This window comes from Streptomyces sp. NPDC037100, from assembly GCF_055606225.1.
Genome location: NZ_JBVJSX010000005.1, coordinates 363,917 through 381,112, shown reverse-complemented (window position 1 = coordinate 381,112; position 17,196 = coordinate 363,917). Strand labels below are relative to the sequence as shown.

Annotated in this window: 11 protein-coding genes; 7 read left to right on the top strand and 4 right to left on the bottom strand. The window is 74.2% G+C overall.

Annotation, left to right across the window (positions count from 1 at the left end):
- Nucleotides 1-83 precede the first annotated feature (83 nt).
- The gene (locus tag ACZ7EG_RS19200; RefSeq protein WP_471079770.1) at nucleotides 84-1,811 is read right to left on the bottom strand and encodes a LuxR family transcriptional regulator AbsR2; all 1,728 of its coding nucleotides are present in this window, start codon (nucleotides 1,809-1,811) and stop codon (nucleotides 84-86) included.
- 99 nt (nucleotides 1,812-1,910) lie between these two features.
- Here ACZ7EG_RS19200 and absR1 point away from each other — a divergent pair, with 99 nt between their 5' ends.
- From absR1 to ACZ7EG_RS19175, 5 genes are all read left to right on the top strand, one after another.
- Nucleotides 1,911-2,996, top strand: coding sequence for a beta-glucuronidase AbsR1 (absR1, locus tag ACZ7EG_RS19195; protein ID WP_471079767.1), 1,086 nt, complete (start codon nucleotides 1,911-1,913; stop codon nucleotides 2,994-2,996).
- 534 nt (nucleotides 2,997-3,530) lie between these two features.
- On the top strand, nucleotides 3,531-4,784 hold the full coding sequence (locus ACZ7EG_RS19190) for a hypothetical protein (RefSeq protein WP_471079765.1): 1,254 nt from the start codon (nucleotides 3,531-3,533) through the stop codon (nucleotides 4,782-4,784).
- 55 nt (nucleotides 4,785-4,839) lie between these two features.
- The gene (locus tag ACZ7EG_RS19185; protein WP_471079762.1) at nucleotides 4,840-5,838 is read left to right on the top strand and encodes a hypothetical protein; all 999 of its coding nucleotides are present in this window, start codon (nucleotides 4,840-4,842) and stop codon (nucleotides 5,836-5,838) included.
- On the top strand, nucleotides 5,835-6,926 hold the full coding sequence (locus tag ACZ7EG_RS19180; protein ID WP_471079759.1) for an ATP-binding protein: 1,092 nt from the start codon (nucleotides 5,835-5,837) through the stop codon (nucleotides 6,924-6,926). Before ACZ7EG_RS19185 ends, ACZ7EG_RS19180 begins: the two co-directional genes overlap by 4 nt.
- A 47-nt stretch (nucleotides 6,927-6,973) precedes the next feature.
- Nucleotides 6,974-9,250, top strand: a complete 2,277-nt coding sequence (locus ACZ7EG_RS19175; RefSeq protein WP_471079756.1) for a hypothetical protein — start codon at nucleotides 6,974-6,976, stop codon at nucleotides 9,248-9,250.
- On the opposite strand, the gene ACZ7EG_RS19170 is transcribed toward ACZ7EG_RS19175, so the two are convergent.
- From ACZ7EG_RS19170 to fxsA, 3 genes are all read right to left on the bottom strand, one after another.
- Nucleotides 9,228-10,223 carry a hypothetical protein gene (locus ACZ7EG_RS19170; RefSeq protein ID WP_471079753.1) on the bottom strand — a complete coding sequence of 332 codons (996 nt, stop codon included), beginning with the start codon at nucleotides 10,221-10,223 and terminating at the stop codon, nucleotides 9,228-9,230. The two genes, ACZ7EG_RS19175 and ACZ7EG_RS19170, sit on opposite strands and share 23 nt — an antisense overlap.
- Nucleotides 10,224-10,270: 47 nt before the next feature.
- Nucleotides 10,271-13,897, bottom strand: a complete 3,627-nt coding sequence (gene fxsT / locus ACZ7EG_RS19165) for an FxSxx-COOH system tetratricopeptide repeat protein (RefSeq protein ID WP_471079750.1) — start codon at nucleotides 13,895-13,897, stop codon at nucleotides 10,271-10,273.
- A gap of 124 nt (nucleotides 13,898-14,021) precedes the next feature.
- Nucleotides 14,022-14,216, bottom strand: coding sequence for an FxSxx-COOH cyclophane-containing RiPP peptide (gene fxsA, locus ACZ7EG_RS19160; protein ID WP_471079747.1), 195 nt, complete (start codon nucleotides 14,214-14,216; stop codon nucleotides 14,022-14,024).
- Between the two features lie 258 nt (nucleotides 14,217-14,474).
- On the opposite strand from fxsA, the gene ACZ7EG_RS19155 reads away from it, so the two are divergent.
- Together ACZ7EG_RS19155 and ACZ7EG_RS19150 are read left to right on the top strand one after the other, a co-directional pair.
- Nucleotides 14,475-15,698: an FxsB family cyclophane-forming radical SAM/SPASM peptide maturase gene (locus tag ACZ7EG_RS19155; protein WP_471079744.1), complete on the top strand. Its 1,224-nt coding sequence runs from the start codon at nucleotides 14,475-14,477 to the stop codon at nucleotides 15,696-15,698.
- Nucleotides 15,699-15,706: 8 nt separating this feature from the next.
- A complete protein-coding gene (locus ACZ7EG_RS19150; RefSeq protein ID WP_471079741.1) occupies nucleotides 15,707-17,098 on the top strand; it encodes an HEXXH motif domain-containing protein in 1,392 nt (463 codons plus the stop codon).
- The last annotated feature ends 98 nt before the right edge of the window (nucleotides 17,099-17,196 follow it).

The window sequence follows — 17,196 nt, the reverse complement described above, 5'->3', positions numbered from 1 at the left end:
CCGATCCCGCTCTTCGAGGCGGCCTGACCCGTCCCCTGTTCGGGTCAGGCCGCCGGTCTTGGTGCCTGGTGCCTGCCGCGGCACTAGGCCGGTTGGGCCTCCACTGCCCGGGCCGGCCACGGCAGGGCGCCGCGGTCGCTCGCGCCGAGCCGGGCGTAGGCGCTGTACAGGTGGTTGCCGACGGTGCGGACGGACAAGGTGAGGCGTTCGGCGATCTGCCGGTTGGTCAGGCCGGCCGCGGCGAGGGTGACGATCTGCCGCTGCCGGGCGGTGAGTTCGCCGAGGACCAGCCCGGACAGTGCGGGGGTGCGGGCGCCCTGGCAGCGCCGGGCCAGCGCGACGGCCCGGGTGCGGGAGTGCCGGGCGGCGCCCGGATCGCGGTGGGCGCGTACGGCCTGGGCGTACGCCTCGGCGGCGAACAGCAGGAAGCCTCGCCGCTCCAGTTCCGCGGCCACCTCGTCCAGGTCCGGCCCGTCGGTGCGGGTGAGCGCGTCGGCGTGCCGGGCGAAGACGCCACCGAGCCGGTCGACGACCTTTTCGGGGGCGCCGAGGCGGACGGCGTCGTAGGGGTCGGTGAGGGCCTGTGGGTCCGGGTGCGGACCGGCGGGGCTGTCCATCGTCGCCTCGGCCCGGTCGAGTTCCGTCCGGCAGGACACGTCTCCCGGATGACCTCGCAGGCCTTCCCGTGCCCAGGCCGCCGCCTCCCTCACCTCCCCGCGCAAGCGTGCGAACCGGGCGCGCACCGCGGCGTACCCGCCCGGCAGCGGGCCACCCTCGGCGACCAGCCACTCCCCCACCGGGGTGGCCGCCGCCCGTACGTCGGCCTGCTCGATCCGGTGGGCCAGGGCGGCCGACTCGGCGTCGAGGGCGGCGGCGTACGCGTCCGGTGTCCGGCCCAGCCGGCGTGCCCGCAGCCGACCCGCCGCGGCCCGGAGCGCCGGCCCGTACAGCGGGTGGGCGAGACGGACGGCACCACGGTCGTCGACCTCGATCAGGCCGTCGGACTCCAGCACTTCGAGGGCCCCGAGGTCCAGCTCGTCCAGGTCGGACGGCAAGGGCTCGGCGAAGGCGAGGCGGTCGAGGATGTCGCGTTCGAGGGGGCTGGTCCGGCAAAGGACGGGGGCGGTGCGTTCACGGACCGCCGGGGTCAGCGGAACCGGGCCCCGCCACGCGCGTTCGCCGGTGTCCGGGACGGGGGTCAGCAGCCCGCGCACCGCCCCCAGCAGGTCGCGCAGCAGCCGCAGGTCGCCCTGGCACAGGCGGCGCAGCCGGTTCGCGGTGAGCGCGTCGAGAGGACCGGCACCGGCCGTGAGCAGGGCGGCGGTCTCCTCCTCCGGCAGCGGCTCCAGCACGAGGCGCGGCAGGAGTTCCCCGGTCCACAGCCGGGAGATCGCGCCGGGCACCGGCGAGCCGTCGGTGGCGACGACCAGCAGCCGGGTGCGCCCGTGCACGGCGAGCTGATGGACCAGGGCGGCGGAGGCGTCGTCGAGAAGGTGTGCGTCGTCCACGAGCAGTGTGCGAAGACCGGACAGCGCCTGGACCGCGCGGTGCAGCGTGACCGAGTCGGGCAGCAGATGGGCGAACGCCGCGAAGGGGATGGTCCGGCTCTCGGGTGTACCGGCCGCCCGGGCGCAGTCGGTGCCGCGGATCGCCTCATTGACGAGGCGGGTCTTGCCGCCGCCCGCCGGGCCCGTCACCACGATGCCGCGTCGTGCGCCGGTCAAGGACCGGCGGACCAGCTCCAGTTCGTCCTCCCGCCCGGTGAACGGCCAGGGCAGCTCCAGCGTCGTCGCGTCCCTCTGGTAAGTCATCACACAGACATGAGCGCGGCTACTCACCTTTGATACAGGGCGACTTGAGTAGCCCCCGACTCAGGCGCCGGGGACGGGCCGCGGGGCAGGCTGTGGCCCATGACCGCACGCTTCTGCTCGCTGGCTCAGGCGCCGGCGCCCGCCTGCGCACCGGGGCCGGCGGCCGAGCGGCTGAGCACGCTCGCGAGCGGGCGGCGGATGTGGGTGAACGGAACCGTCCTGCACTACTGGTTCTTCGGCGCTGACTCCGACGCGTCCGTCATCCCCGTGCCGGGGAGGGGGATGACGCGACGGGTGTCGTGGTCGGGCGCCGAGGAACAGCGGGACGTGGTGCGCGCGTGCTTCCGGGAGTGGCAGGACCTCGGCATCGGGATCGCCTTCGCCGAGGTCCGCGACCGCTCGGAGGCCGAACTGCGCATCGGGTTCCAGGTGGGCGACGGCTCCTGGTCGGCGGTGGGCCGCGACGCGCTCCTCGCCGGCCTGCAGGAACGCACGATGAACTTCGGCTGGGACCTGACCGCGCCCGGAGAGCGCGCCACGGCCCTGCACCAGATCGGGCACGTGCTCGGCCTGCTGCACGAGCACCAGAGCCCGTTCGCCGGCATCCACTTCGACGACGAGGCCGTGTACGCCGAGCTGGCCGGCCCGCCCCACCACTGGAGCCGGGAACGCACGCACTACGACATCCTGCGCAAGCTCAGCGCCGACGAGGTCGACGGTTGCGTCTGGGACCCGCAGTCGATCATGCAGCTCCCGTTCCCTCCGGGGCTGATCCTGGAGCCGGAGCAGTACCGCGGGGGCCTGAACCCGCCGGGTACCCTGTCCGCCGCCGACAAGGAGACCGTGCTCCGCTGGTATCCGCCGGCGCGTCCGCAGGGTTCGCCCGCGCTGACGCCGTTCCGTTCGGTGCCGCTCGGGCTCGGCCCGGGCGAGCAGGCGGACTTCGTGATCGACCCGCCGCAGACCCGCACCTACACGCTGGGCACCTTCGGCGACTGCGACGCCCTCGTCGTCCTCTTCGAGGAGCGGAACGGAGAACCCCGCTACCTCGCCGGACAGGACGACGGGGGGACTCCGCACAACGTCACGCTCGGCGCCCGGCTCGTCAAGGGCCGCCGCTACGTCGTCCGCGTACGCCTGTACGCCGCCCGCGGCTGCGGCGGGGCGGCGGTGATGTGCTGGTGACGGCACGAATCCGCCGCGCGGGCACCTGAGCCACAGTCCGGCACCGGGGGAGCGGTCGAGGACGTCGCCCATGGGGGTGGGTGACGTCCTCGACCACGCCATGTGCCGAGGGCGACCGGCTCGCGCGTGCCTGGGGCCACCGGCTTGTGCGTGCCGGGGGCACCGGCTCGTGCGTGCCGGGTGCGGCCGACCGGCGCGTGCGCCGCCATCCGCTCGTTCACGCCGATGTCCGGCCGGTGCCGGGGGCGCACGCTCCATGGAAGCGACGCCGTCCGGGGCCCCGCCGAGGGCGGCGGGGCGGACGCGGGGCGCACCGGCCGAGGCGCCGTGGATCCACCCCAGGCATGAAGAGCGTTCAGCGGCGGTCGTCACCGGGCATCGTGCAGAGGAACGGCCGGCAATGGTGTTACGCCGTCCGAGTGCTCACATCTACGCTTGATTGCTCTCGCGGTTGCACGTCCGTATCGATAAGCGCACGAGGTGCCTACGGCCCGACTACGCTCGCGGCGTGACACCGCGGGATGGGGGGAGCAGGTGGAGAGGTCCCGACGCGACCGCGGCCGGCGGCGGAGGCTGCCGGCGGTTCCGGCCGTTCTGCTCGGAGCGCTGGGCGCACTGATTCTGGGCACGTCGATCGGCCTGGCGGCGGACGCGACGCGCCTCGTCGGCACCACCGGGTACGTCGTCGCCACCGGGCTGCTGCTGGCCGTGGGGCTGTACGGCAGCACGTACGGCATCGAGCTCGCGGATCTGCGTCGCGACCTGCGGGGCGTGGTGGCGGCTGTCACGCTGGGGGTCGTTCTCAAGGCGGCGATGATCTCGGGCGTGATGGTCTGGGCCTTCGACCGCCCGGAGTATCTGGTCCTCGGCATCGTCGTCGCGCAGATCGACCCGCTGTCGGTGACCGCGCTCAGCAAGGACGGGCACATGTCGCAGCGCGCCCGCTCCCTGCTCACGGCGTGGGCTTCCTTCGACGACCCGATGACGGTGCTGCTGACCCTGTACGTCGCCGGGTACGCCTACACGGCCGCCGGGCACAGGGGCGCGCCCTCGGTGGTGGGCGGCGGGGCCCAGGGCTACGCCCTCGGGCTGGCGCTGAACGCGCTGTTGCTGGGCGGTGCCCTGCTGGCGTGGTGGGCGGGCGGCAGGGTGTGGCCGGCCCGGGAGGCCGAGCAGCAGCTCGCGCGCCCCCGGCGCCCGGCGACTCCGCTCGCCCTCTTCCTGGTCGTGGTCATGGTGGTGCTCGCCGCCGCGAACATGCTCATGCTGGCCGTGGCGGTGGCCGGACTGTTTCTGCGGACGCCGGTGTTCGCCCGCCCTCTGGCGCGGGCGGTGACCAGTGCCTTCCTGCTCGCCACCGCCCTGCTGGGGTTGTTCGTCGCCCAGGGGGTGTCGATCAAGCCGGGGGTGCTGCTGGGGGGTTCGGCGTTCCTCGCGCAGGCGGTGGTGGCCGTGCTGCTGATGCCGCTCTTCGTCCGCGGTCTGTCCGGAAGGGACCGGGTTCTGCTGGGAATCGGCCAGCAGAACGGGCTCACGGCCGTGCTGCTCGCCCTCACCCTGGAACGCGACTTCCCCAAGACGGTCGGCATCGTCGCCCCGGCCGTGGTGACGGTGAATCTGCTGCACTACGGGGCGCAGATCGCGTTCGGCTGCTGGTCGCGCCACCGGGCCGGAAAGAGTCGGCAACCCTCGGCCGGGCAGAAGCGTCTCCCCCGGCATCCGACGCCCGGCGACGGCACGCCGGGCGGGGCGCCGGCCGCGGCCGACGGACTGCGGTCCTCCGCATAGCCGAGGGGTGTGCGGCGTCCCGAACGGGTCGCGGCCAGGGGAACGGGGAGGCCGGATGGGTGAGCGGGGAGTGAGCGGCGGGGGACGTCCCTGCCGCGGCGGACGCGTCCACGGCTTCCCGAGCCGCTACGGCGTCCTGCGCCCGCTCCGCGGCCACCCCCTCCCCGGCGACCCACGGCTGTCCCCCGCCCCGCGGCGGAAGCTCGCTCAGCACTGGAAGCCCGTCCTGTTCGGCGCCCTGCTGCTCCTGCCCGCCACGGCCGCGCAGGCCGTCGCCGACACCGGCAGGAGCGATGTCCGTCTGGTGTACTGCCTGGCCGACGAGCACCGGGACGAGCTCCGGGACGCCGCGCTACAACTGGATGTGGTGCGGCGCCCCTTGGGACCGGCCGGCGGTGCGGACGCCGTCCGGGTGCCGGGTCCCGAGGGCGGCGTGATGTCGCTCGACGACTGGGCCGACAAGCACCAGGGTGACTTCGAGCGGGTCTGCGACGCGGTCCTGGCCGCGGCGGGTGATCCGCCGGGGGCGTCCGCGGACAAGGGTGGCTCCGGCGGCCTGGGCGGTTTCCTCGACGGGGTGTACCTGCTGGCGGCCGGTGCGGCCCTGACGCTGGTCGGACAGATGACGGAACGGATCTCGGCTGAGCGGCGCACGCGCGACCGGCAACTGGCGGCGGCCGTGCAGGAATTCCGGAGGATCGCATGGCTGTATCTCACGGCGTACGAACAGGATCCCGAGACGGACCACGCCGAGGCGTTACGGGCCCGGGAGGCGCTCTCCGGTCTCCTCGCCCAGGTGCCCGGCCCGGCCCCGCGCCGCGAGGCGGCCCGGCGGCTGGCCGAATCCCTGCCGTTGACGGACAGGTTGCCGAGCAGCCGGGACGGGCAGGTTCTGCTGCCGAAACAGAGAAAGAGCGAGGCGGACGCCGTGCGCACCATCGTGGACCGGAAAACCCGCGCGGTGGCGGGTCTGCAACGCCCGGCCCCCCTGTGGTGGCTGCCCGGAACACGCGGCAGCGACCGTCCCACCAGCGCCGGAGGACCTCACGCATGACCAGCTCCGACTGGGCCAACCCCTACGGAGTGCGCAGACCGTACGGATTGAACGGCACGAACCACGGGGGCCAGGGGGCCAAGGCCGGCGCGACGTTCAGCGCCGACCATCCCCTGGTGCCGTGGAAGCAGCCCGACCACATGCACCAGTGGGTGAATGTGGACCACTCGGGCGAGCAGCTGCAGCGCTTCATTGCGGAGTGGCCCCCGCTCCTCCACGAACTCCTCGCCCACGATGACTCGGGGGACGGGCATGTGGTGATCGTCAGCGGACCCCCCGGCATGGGCAAGACCAGCCTCATCCACCGGTGCATCCACGAGGCGCAGCAACAGATGGCGAAGGCGGCGGCCGGGGCGGGCGACCCGCGCGCCGTGTTCGTGCCGACCGCGGGACTGGTGAACGACGGCCGCCGCATCAGCGTCGGACCGGACGGGTCGTTCGCGCCGATCGAACTGATCAACGCCCGCATACGCAAGGAGATCGCCAAGGGGCTGCTGCGGCACGCGTTCCCCGAAGGCCGCGTCCGGTCGATCATCGCGGAGGAGGATTTGTTCCAGGCCTACAGCGACATGAAGGACCTGCTGGCCCAGCACAACGCACTGCTCTTCGCCGTGATCCCGCACATACGGTGGAACGACGTCGACCTCCGGTCGGGCTTTCTGCGCTCCTGCCTGAGCGCCGCGCCCCGCAGAGTCGTACTGTTCGTCGAAGTGAGCCACGGTGCGGCGGAGACGGCCGATGAAGTGGCCGCCGCCCTCAGCGGATCAGCGGCGGTCACCCACCTCGCGCTGCACGGACTGAACTCCGAGGACATCTGGCGGTTCAGCCACAGCGCCCGGGCGTCGGACGACGACCCGGACGGCCTGGTCGAGCCGGACAGGAGCTCCCTGATGGCGGCACACTCCGATTGGAGACCGGCCGACGTGCGCGAGCTGCGGGCGGTGTTCCACTCGGCGGCGGACGCGCTGCGCAGCGCGCCACCCCCCTGGCCGATCGACGCCGACGCGCTCAGACCCCACTGGGAGCGGCGCCGGGCCGGCCGCGCCTCCCTGCTCCGTGCCCCGATCCCGCCCCGCTCCGGCGGCTGACGCCCACCCCCGACCGCGCCCTCACAGGACCCGCAAGGAGTGCCATCGTGGCCGCAAGCAGTGCAGACACCTGGTACAGCAACCCCTTTCCCCTGGTGCCGGTCGTGCGGCTCGGCCCGTCGGCGGACCTCGGTGAGGCCCCGGTCGAGGCCGCGGACTCGGGCAACGCCCACGTCCCGACCCAGATCCTCGGGGAACTCCAAGGCCTGGTGCGCGACTACCTCCGGGACCGGCCCCGGGGCGGGCGGCGGGGCCGGGCGATCGCCGTCGTGGGCGAGTTCGGTCTCGGCAAGTCCCATGCGGCCCGCGAGGTCTGCAACGCGCTGGCCCGCCCGGACGGCCCGGCCCTGTGGATCGTCGACGAGCCGGCGCAGGACTTCGGCCGGATGTACCGGGACCGGCTGCGGGGCCCCGCGGACAGCCCGGAGGGGCGTGCCGCGTTCGAGGAACTCGTCCGGGACTACTACGCCTATGTGACGGCGGTGCGGGTCGGCGAGCAGAGCTCCGATCCGCGTCCGGGCCGGCCGGACGACATCCCGCTGGGCGACATCGCCCTCGACGACATCGCCACCGGGCTGCGCGACCGGGTCCTCGACCCGGACAAGGTGGTCTCCGCCCTGCGCTACGACCCCGAGGTGATGCACGCCGATCTGCGCGTCACCCTCGGCGAGGTGACGGAGCACCGGCGGTTCGCCACCGCGCTCGCCCTGCTCCAGGACCCCCGGTTCACGTCGATGGTGTGGGCGTGGCTGAGCGGCGACGAGCCCGCGCAGCAGTTGCGGGAACGCGGCATCAAGGACGCGGTCTCGGGCATCGACCCGGTCTTCGACGCACTGGCCGTCCAGGGCTTCCTGCACGGCCGGGTGGGCAAACCGTACGTCCTGCTGATCGACTCGCTGGAGAAGGTCCTGGACTGGCCGGAGGATTCCCGGCGTACGTTCGTGGACGCCTTCGAGCGGCTGGTCAACGTGTATGTGAGCCGGGGTGGTCTGCTGGTGTTCTGCACCTCGCCGCGCGGGCTCAACGCCTTCCGGCCGAGTCTGCACGAGCGGGTGGTGCAGCTGTGGCCGACACGGTTCGGCGCGGAGCTCACCGGGCGGCTGGTCGCCGAGTACGTCGGTTCGGGTGCCCGGCCGGACGCGTCCGAGGGGGCGGACGCGATCGAGCGGTGGCCTGCGCCGTTCGGCTCCGAGTCGGTCGGGATCCTCCAGGAACTCACCGGCGGGGTGCCCCGGGAGATCCTCAAGACCTGCCACCACGCCTGGCAGTTGAGCGAGGACGGCGGCGGCGCGGTCCGGGAGGTGAGTGCCGCGACCGTGCTGCGGGCGGTGCGTGAGCTGCACGACAACGTCTCCGATGATCAGGTGGTGTCCACGATCCACGACGCGCTGGCACAGGGCCAATGGCGCATCGCGTCGCACGACCCGGTCCCGGCGCGGGGCTCCGACGCCGACGGGCCGGTGGCGGTGGCGTACTGGCTGGAGCCGGTTCCCAACGCCTACATCGCGATCGTGGTCACCCCGTCGGTGCTCGTCGCCGACGACGAGGAACGCATCACCGCGCGGGTCCGGGCACTGCGCGGCGCCCTGCACCCGGCGCAGGCCGAGGTGCTGCTCGTGGTCAACGGCCATGTGTCGCGGACCATGCGGGACCGGCTGGCGCGCTCGCTGGGCTCACAGCCCCTGGTGTACCGTCCGGGCGACTTCACGCAGGCCGTGAACCAGGCCCTGGACCGGCTGCGCGCCCGTCTCACCCAGCTGCGCCAGGAGGCCGACCTCGCCGAGCTGACCACCGAGTTGCGCAGTGCCCTCGGTGAGCACGGTTCACAACTGGGGCAGCTGCGGCGGACGGTGAGCGATCTGGCCCGGCGTGATCTGGTCGCGGCGGCTCCCGCTCCGGCGCGTTCGGCGTTGCCGGAGCCCGTCGAGGGGCGGTTCGAGGAGGTGTTCGCGCTGCTGGACGCGTCCGTGGAGCGGCTGGCCGGGCGCCCGTCCGGCGGTTCCGCGGCCGGTGGTCCGGCCCTGCGGGCGGGACCGTCCGATCTGGCGGCGCTGGGCTGCGCCACGTTGGTGCGGCAGTTGACGGAGACGCTCCGTACAGCGGCCGACACCTGGTTCCGTGCCGTCTCCGCCGGCGTGCCGACCGAGGAGCAGTGGGCGCGGCTGCGCGGGGTCTGCCGGGAGTACGAGAGGGCGGTGGAGGTGCTGCCCGTGCAGGCCCTCGGTGGAGCGGGCCCGGTGCACCGGCCGACTGTCGCGCGGGCGGTGGAGGCCCTCGCCGACGAGGTGTGGGGCGCCCTGGTCAGTGCCGTGCGGTCCGCATGACACCGCCCACGGCGTCCGCGAGTCGGTGCAGCCGGCTCTCGGCGTGGGCGACCTGCCGCTGGTCCAGCGTCACGCCGAGGACGTAGTCCCGCGGCGACAGCCAGATCACGTACACGGCGCCCTCCTGGACGTCCAGGACGAGGTGGTCGGCGGGCGGCGGCACCACCAGCCGCAGCGCGTCGGTCAGCCGGGCGAGATGGCCGCGCAGGCTCCGGGCGAGGTCGCGGTAGGAGGTGCGGCGGGAGCGCACGCTGGTTTCCAGGAAGCGCGGGCCGAGCTCCGGACTCTCGAAGACGTCGCCCGCACAGACGAGCTTCCAGTCCCGGTAGTAGGCGGCGTACTGCAGGTCCAGGATGTTGACGTGAGCACCCCACAGGGCCCGCAGCCGCATTTCGGAGGGGCCGTCGTGCTCGGCCGCCGCCGTCCCGAAGTCGATCCGCAGCCGCCCCTTGTCCTCGGGCAGGGGTTCCACGGTGTCCGTGAGGCCGCCGGGCAGCTCGTCGGGCAGGTGGTGCACCTGAGTGCGGATGGCCGAGACGAGCGAGTTCATGGCCTCGTCGACGGCGGGCATCCCGCCGGGGGTGTCGGTGTGCGCGGACAGGTACTCCCCCGACTTGACGCGGCCGCCCCACAGCCCGCCGTGCGGGTTGGCCACCACGACGCGCATCAGCTCGCCCGTGCCCAGCGGCCGCATCAGCGCGCCCAGGTCCTGGGTGCACAGCAGCAGCCGGCTGCCGGGCAGCGCCTCGTTGGCGATGTCCTCGCCGCCCACCGTGACCAGACTGCTCAGCGGCGGGCAGTCGCCCCGGCGGATCACGAAGTCGATGATGCCGTTGCTGTAGTGGGACACCGACCTGAGGGCGGGGACCCCTGCGAAGGCCTCTTGGCACAGCGCTGTTATTCGGCCGTGGCCCTCCGGGGACCAGTGGGACTCCGTGAAGAGCTCGGTCTCCGGCTGCGGAGCTGTTGCCACCTGCGCTCACCTTCCGTCGGGGAACCGCCCGGGCGAGGGCGCCGGGTCTAGATGCCGGGCAGTTCCAGATCGATGTCGAAGTCCCTGGCCGGTGCGGTGGAACCGGTGGCCCGGGAGGTGAGCCAGGCGTGGTGCGCCCCCACGCGCCGCCCGTCGGGGCGATGCCCCATGTCCAGGTCCCGCAAACGGCGCAGGGCGCTCTCGACGAGCCGGGTCGCCTCCCCGGGCCGCCCGGCCGCCGCGAGGGTGGCCGCGAGGGAGTTCTCCGCGGCGGACACCCAGGCGTGGCTGTCGCCGAGCCGGTCGGTCAGGAGGTTCAGCGCGGCCCGGCCGATGGCCTCCGCGTCCTCGACGGCACCGGTGGCCCGCAGGTACACCGCGTGCCGGACCCCGGCCAGTGCGGCGTAGGGGTGCCAGGCGCCGAGGGTGCTCTCCAGGGCCCGGCCGCACAGGCGGGCCTCGTGTTCCGCCTCGTCGTGCTTGCCGAGTGCGTGCAGGTCGGCGGCGAGGCTGAAGCGGCAGCGCAGGGTGTCCAGATGGCCTGCGCCGAACCGGCCGGTGGACTCGGCGAGCACCCGCCGGTCCCGTTCGAGGGCCTTCTCGTAGCCGTAGACCCGCTCGTGGGAGCGGGCGGAGTTGTAGGTGATACGCCGTTCGCTGACGGCCAGGCCGAGTTCGATGTTCAGCCGGGTTCCGGTGGCGATGTCGCCGTGCCGGTGCAGCCACTGCCGCAGCAGGTCCTGGGACTCCGCGTCGCGGCCCAGGGTCCGGTATACCCAGGCGAGCAGGTCGGCTGACCGCCAGACGGCCGGGTCGTCCTCGCCGCCGACGGACTGGAGGTAGCGGAACCGGGCGAGGAGCCGGGCCAGGGCGTCGGGGGCCCGTCCGCTCAGGGCCTCCGTGAAGGCCAGGTTGTGCTCGGCCTGCACGGTCGCGGCGTGCTGCGGCCCGAGCAGCAGCGTCAGGCCCTCCAGGACCGGCCGGGCCTGGAACAGCGCGTCGGAGAAATTGCCGAGGGAGCGCAGGTTGGCGCCGTAGGAGTCGGCGGACAGCAGGGTTCTCGGGTGCAGGGGGCCGAGCAGCCGGCGGTGACCGCGCAGGGCTCGCTCGGAGAACCGGCGGGCCGGTTCGTAGGCGCCGGTGAGGCGGTGGGCGCGGGCGGTGAAGTTGAGCAGGCGCAGGTACTCCGGTGACGGGTCGTCGCCGTCCACCGGGGCCCAGGAGGCCTGCGCGCGCTCGGAGATGTCGAGCAGGCGGGCGAGGTCGGCGGTCTCGCCGCGCTGGCTGAGGGCGTTGAGGTGGCGCAGCAGGGAGCGCCGGACACGGGGGCGGTGGTCCTCCCACAGGCGCAGGGAGTACACCTCGCGGGCCCAGTCGGCGCTCAGACCGCGGTTCTCGTCCGGGGTGTACTCGGCGAGAGTGCCGCGCAGCACCTGCTCGATGTGGGCGCGCTCGGCCGGGTCCATCGCGGTGCGGACGGCGTCCCGTACGGCGTGGTGCTGGCCGAGCGGCTGGTCGGGCCGGTCGAAGTCGACCTCCAGGAGCCCGACCCGGGACAGGGCCCACAGGGCGACGCTCACCATGTGCTCGTCGGGCATCCGCGCGTCGACGGGGACCCTGCGCACCGGTGCGGCGTCCGCGGTGTCGTCACGGGCGAGTTCGGAGAGGATGCGCCGCGAGCGCAGCAGTTCCAGGCCCATGCCGCGACCGGTGAGCAGGGAGGCGGCGTTCAGCAGCCAGCCCAGGGCGTCGCTCGTACGGCTCTCGGCGCGCCAGGCGGCGGCGCCCGGGGTGTGCAGCACGGTCTGCCGCGCGACCCGCACCATGACCGACACCGGCGGAGCGCTGCCTTCCTGTTCGAGCAGGGCCTGCTGGGCGGTGCGGTACTCGGCGAGGAGGTAGGCGACGGCGGCCCTGGCCGCGGCCTGGTCGCCCATGCTGTCGTCGCGCCGGTGGGCCGCGGCGCGTTCGGCGAGGCAGAGGGCGGCGATGCGCAGGGCGAGCGGGACGAAGCCCAGCACCTGGCCGACCCGCTGGGCCTGCTCCTCGTCGATCTCGGCGAGCCGTTCGCCGAGGACGGCCCGGCATTCGGCCGGTGACATGGGCGGCAGGGAGAAGGCCGCCATGCCGGGCGTGGCCGGGGCGCTGCGACTGGTGATCAGGACGTGCCCGCGGGAGTGCGGGGTGGGAAGCAACTCCTGCAGTCCGTCGGGTGACTCGGCCCCGTCGTAGACGAGCAGCCAGCTCTGTGTGTCGGTGCGGGAGAGGTGCTCGAACAGGGCCGGGGAGGCGCCGTCGCCGGTCGTGACCAGGTCGAGCCGGCCGGCGAGCCGGGTCAGACCCCGGCGGGCGCGTGGGATCTCCCAGGAACGCACCCACCACACGACGTCGTAGGCGGAGCCGAAGCGGTGACACAGTTCCCGGACGATCTCGCTCTTGCCCCAGCCGCTCGCGGCGTGCACGACCAGCGGGGTGTGGTCCCGGCCCGCCGCGTGCAGTTCCTCCAGGAGACCGCCGAGGACGTCGTCGCGGCCGACGAAGCCGCTGTAACGGGGGGCCACGTTGGTGACGGCGGGCAGCCGGGGGAAGCGGGCGCCGGGCGTGCCGTCCGTCGGGGGCGGCGCACCGAGGCCGAGCCCGGCGTACAGCCGCCGCACCGCTTCGTCCTCGTCGGTGCCGCGCAGGTCGATGCGCTCGTGGTGGGCGGCGCCCGGGTCGGGGAAGGGCTCGTCGGCCAGGACGATCCGGACGTCGGGGTGGGACAGGGCGGCGAGCTGGGCGAGGGCGGCGTGATCCATGTCCGCCGGGGAGAGGAAGAGCAGCGCGGTGCCGGGGGCCGGCCGGTCACCGGAGTAGGCGTCCAGGGCCCGCAGGTCGGTGCGGATGCCGCCGCGCCGGAACTGGTCCTCCAGCCAGGCCGCCCAGGGCGCGTGGCGCTGGGAGTGGACGAGGGTGACCCGGCTCAGCGGCAGCGGACGCCTGTTGCGGAGCCAGTCGGCGAGCCGCTCGTAATAGGGCCGCAGCCCGGTCACGGACCCCTCCGGCTCGCTCTCGACGGCGAGTTGCCGGGTGTCGAGGTAGAGCGGGTGGTACGGGATCTCCAGGAAGGCGACCTCGGAGGTGCGGGAGGCCCGCGAGAGGGGGCCGAACTTGCGGCGGACCCGTTCGCGCGCGCCGCGCAGCCGGTCGTGCGACTCGACGTTGCTCTTCAGGCCCAGGGCCAGCAGCCGCACGGGCCGGTCCGACCGGCCGCCGCTCATCTGCTCGGCCAGGGCGGCGGCGCCGTCGATGGACCAGGCGGTCATGGCGAAACAGAGCACGAGGGAGTCGGCCAGGGCGCCGAGTCTGCCCTCGGCCGGTGCGCCGATCGCGTCGGGCAGCGGGGCTTCGACGAGGACGTGGTCGTAGGCGAGGGCCCGGGGCTCCGAGGTGAGGGCGAGGAGGGACGGGGCGTCCGGGCGGGCGGCGACGTGGATGCGCCCGGGTTCGGGCTCGGGCAGGGGGGCACCGCCCGGCGTGCCGGTCGCCCGGCCGTCCACGATCAGGACGCTGCGGTTGCCGGCGGCCAGCAGGTCGGCGACGTTGCGCACCGTCGTGCTGACGCCGAGGTTCTCCGCGGTGGAGCAGAAGAGGGCGAACCGTCCCGAGCGGTCGGCTGCGTGGATGTCGGGCATGGCCACTCCGCTTCGGACGGCAGGTGCTGGACGGTGGGGCACGACAGTCAGGGACGGTCAGTATAGGACGGGTTGCCCCTGATCAGACGGTTTCGCGCGAGGGCCGCGTCGGCGCGAGGGCCGGTCATTGGCTCTCGTTGTGGCCGGTGACGAAGGGTTCGTCCGGGTCGCCGCCGGTACGCAGCCGGCGCAGGGTCTCGCCCAGCGCGGAGGGCGGCAGCGTGGCGAGGTCGTCGAGCGGCACACCGGTGAGGTCCAGCACGACGGACTCCAGTGCGCCCTCGTCCCGCTCGGCACCCGCTTCCTCGAGCTCTGCCATGGCCCATCCTCCGCGGTGCCCGACGGACCGCCGTCGTGGCGGCTCTCCACGCCCGGCGCCTGCGTGTCCCGGGACTCGGTGTCCAGTGTTGACGTCCCCACGGGCTGCCGTGGGAAAACGGCGACTTTCGGGCGGTGGCGGCCCCGGACGACGGATTCTCGATGTTGACGGTCTGTCACCGGCCCCGAATACTGGGCCCAATGGCGTGGACCGGCCGGGCGGGCACGGGCCGGTCGGCATGCGAACCGGGGGGTGCGTATGAATCGGCTGCGCCATGCGGAGCCGCCGTGGCCGGTCGCGGCCGACGTCGTGGCCAGGGAGGCGGCCGGATGGGTGCCCGCGCCGTTCCACTCCTTCGTCCTGAAGGTGCACAGCCGCTGCGACCTGGCCTGTCAGTACTGCTACATGTACCGTGCGCAGGACCTGAGTTGGCGTGAGCAGCCACGCACCATGGCGCCGGACACGGTGGATCGCACGGCCGAGCGCATCGCCGAGCACCTCGGGGCGCACGGGGTGCGCGAGGCCGGTGTGGTGCTGCACGGGGGTGAGCCGCTGCTGGCGGGTGAGGCCGCTCTGGGGCGCGCCGCCGCGGTCCTGCGCGCCGCAGCCGGTCCCGGTGTACGGCTGCACCTCACGCTGCAGACCAACGGTGTACGGCTGACCGAGCGCTGGCTCGACCTGTGCGCCGAGCACGGCATCCGCGTGTCGGTCAGCCTGGACGGGGACCGCGCGGCGCACGACCGGCACCGCCGTGGCGCGGACGGGCGCGGCAGCCACGCCCGGGTCGCCGACGCGGTGCGCCGGCTGGCCGACGGGCCCCATCGCGAGGTGTTCGCCGGCCTGTTGTGCACGATCGATCTGCGCAACGACCCGGTGCGCTGTTACGAGCATCTGCTGACGTACCGCCCGCCCGCCGTGGACTTCCTGTTGCCGCAGGGCAATTGGCACACTCCCCCGCCCGGGCTGCGCCCGGGCACGCCGTACGCGGACTGGCTGTGGCGGGTGTTCGAGCGGTGGTACGAGGCCGGGCGGCGGGAGACCCGGGTGCGGCTGCTCGAGGACATGATGGCGCTGCTGCTCGGCGGGGCCCCGGAGACGGAGGCGCTGGGCCTGGCTCCGGTGCGGTACGCGGTGGTGGAGACGGACGGTTCGCTCGCCCAGGACGACACGCTGCGCACCGCGTACCACGGCGCCGCCCGGACGGGCCTGCACGTACGGCGCGACTCCTTCGACGCGCTGCTGCGCCATCCGGGCGTCGCGGCCCGGCAGTGGGGAGTCGACGGCCTGTCCGCGCAGTGCCGTGGCTGCCGGCTGCGGCAGGTGTGCGGGGGCGGTCACTACGCCCACCGCTACCGGGCCGCCACCGGGTTCGCGAACCCCAGTGTCTACTGCGCGGACCTGGCCGCTCTGATCACGCGGGTCAGGGGGCGGCTGGCCGCGGACCTGGACCGGCTGCGCAGCGCGGCGGCGGAAGCGGCATGAGGGGGCCCGTGCCGCTTCGTGTGCCCGGCAGGCTCTTCACCGCGCTCGCGACGGGCGGCGGCGGGGCCGACGCCCTGCGTCTGCTGGCCCGCGCCGAGCACAGCCGCCGGCTGGCCTGTGCACTGGCGGTGACGAGGGCGGCCGGTGAGGCCGGCGGGGACGTGGCCGAGGCGGCAGCGCGGGCATGGGAACTGCTCGCGGCCGCCCATCGGGCCGATCCCGAGGCCGTGGCCGCTGTCCTGTCCCATCCCTCGGCGGGCACCGCCCTGACGGGCCTGCTGGCCCGGCTGGACCGGGTCGTCCAGGGCGGGACCGGCGTGGCGTGCGCGCCACCGGTCCACTGGTTCAGTGCCCTGGCCGCGGCCGCCGCGGTCCGTGCGGGCGTGCCGGGACGGGTGCGATGGCCGATGACGACGGATCAGGTGTTCCTGCCCTCGCTCGGCGGGGCCCGCTTCCCGGGGGCCCGGCCCGGTGACCTGGCCGAGGTGGTGGTCGACGCCGGGGGCACGGCCTGGATGGGGGTGGTGGTCGACGCCGGGGGCACAGCCTGGATGGGGGTGGCGGGGACCGGTTCCCCGCCCGGTCCCGTCGAGGTTCCTCAGGCCCCGTCCGGGCCGTCCGGCCGGTGGCGGGCGGCGCACCGGCTCCTGGTGCCGGAGACCGGCGCGCCGCTGCTCCTGGACGACGCCGACCCGCTGCGCTTCCCCGGCGTCCCGGAACGTCCGCTGGGGCTGACCCCGGGCGACCTGCACTGGTGGGAGGCCACGGCGCGGGAGGCCTGCCGTCTGCTGCGGGACCATCACCCGGGGACGTACGCCGAACTCGTCGCCGGTCCGCGCACGTTGGTCCCGGTCGACCGCCCGGGCAGCTTCAGCGGCAGCAGCGCGGAGGCGTTCGGTGCCATGGCACTGTCCCGGCCGCGCTCCGCCCGGGGCCTGGCGCTGTCCATGGCGCACGAGATGCAGCACGCCAAGTTCGCCGCCGTGCTGCATCTGTTCGACCTCTTCGAGCCGGACGGCGATGAGCTCTACTACGCGCCCTGGCGCCCCGATCCGCGCCCCCTGCTCGGCCTCTTCCACGGGGCGTACGCACACCTGGGCGTGGCGGACTTCTGGAACCGGCGCCGGGACGTGGAGCAGGACCCGGAAGAACTCGCCCTGGCCGAGGCCCAGTTCGCCCGCTGGCGGACGGGCGCCCGGGAGGCCACGGAGGTCCTGCTGGCCTCCGGCCGCCTCACCGCACTCGGGCAGCACTTCGCGCAGACGATGCTGAGCACGCTCGACGCCCTGTGCCGGCTCCCGGTCCCGGCCGAGGCCCGCCGCCGGGGCATGGCCCTGGCCGCCGAGCACCGCGCGCAGTGGGTCCGCAGGAACGGGGTGCCGGAGGCGCAGCTGATCTGAACGCCCCGGGCCCGCCGCCCGTCGGCGAAGTCGCCGACTGTTCGGGGCGGTGGACGTGGAGGCAGAGCGGAGGGGCTGTCGGCGGGAGGGGCGGCGTG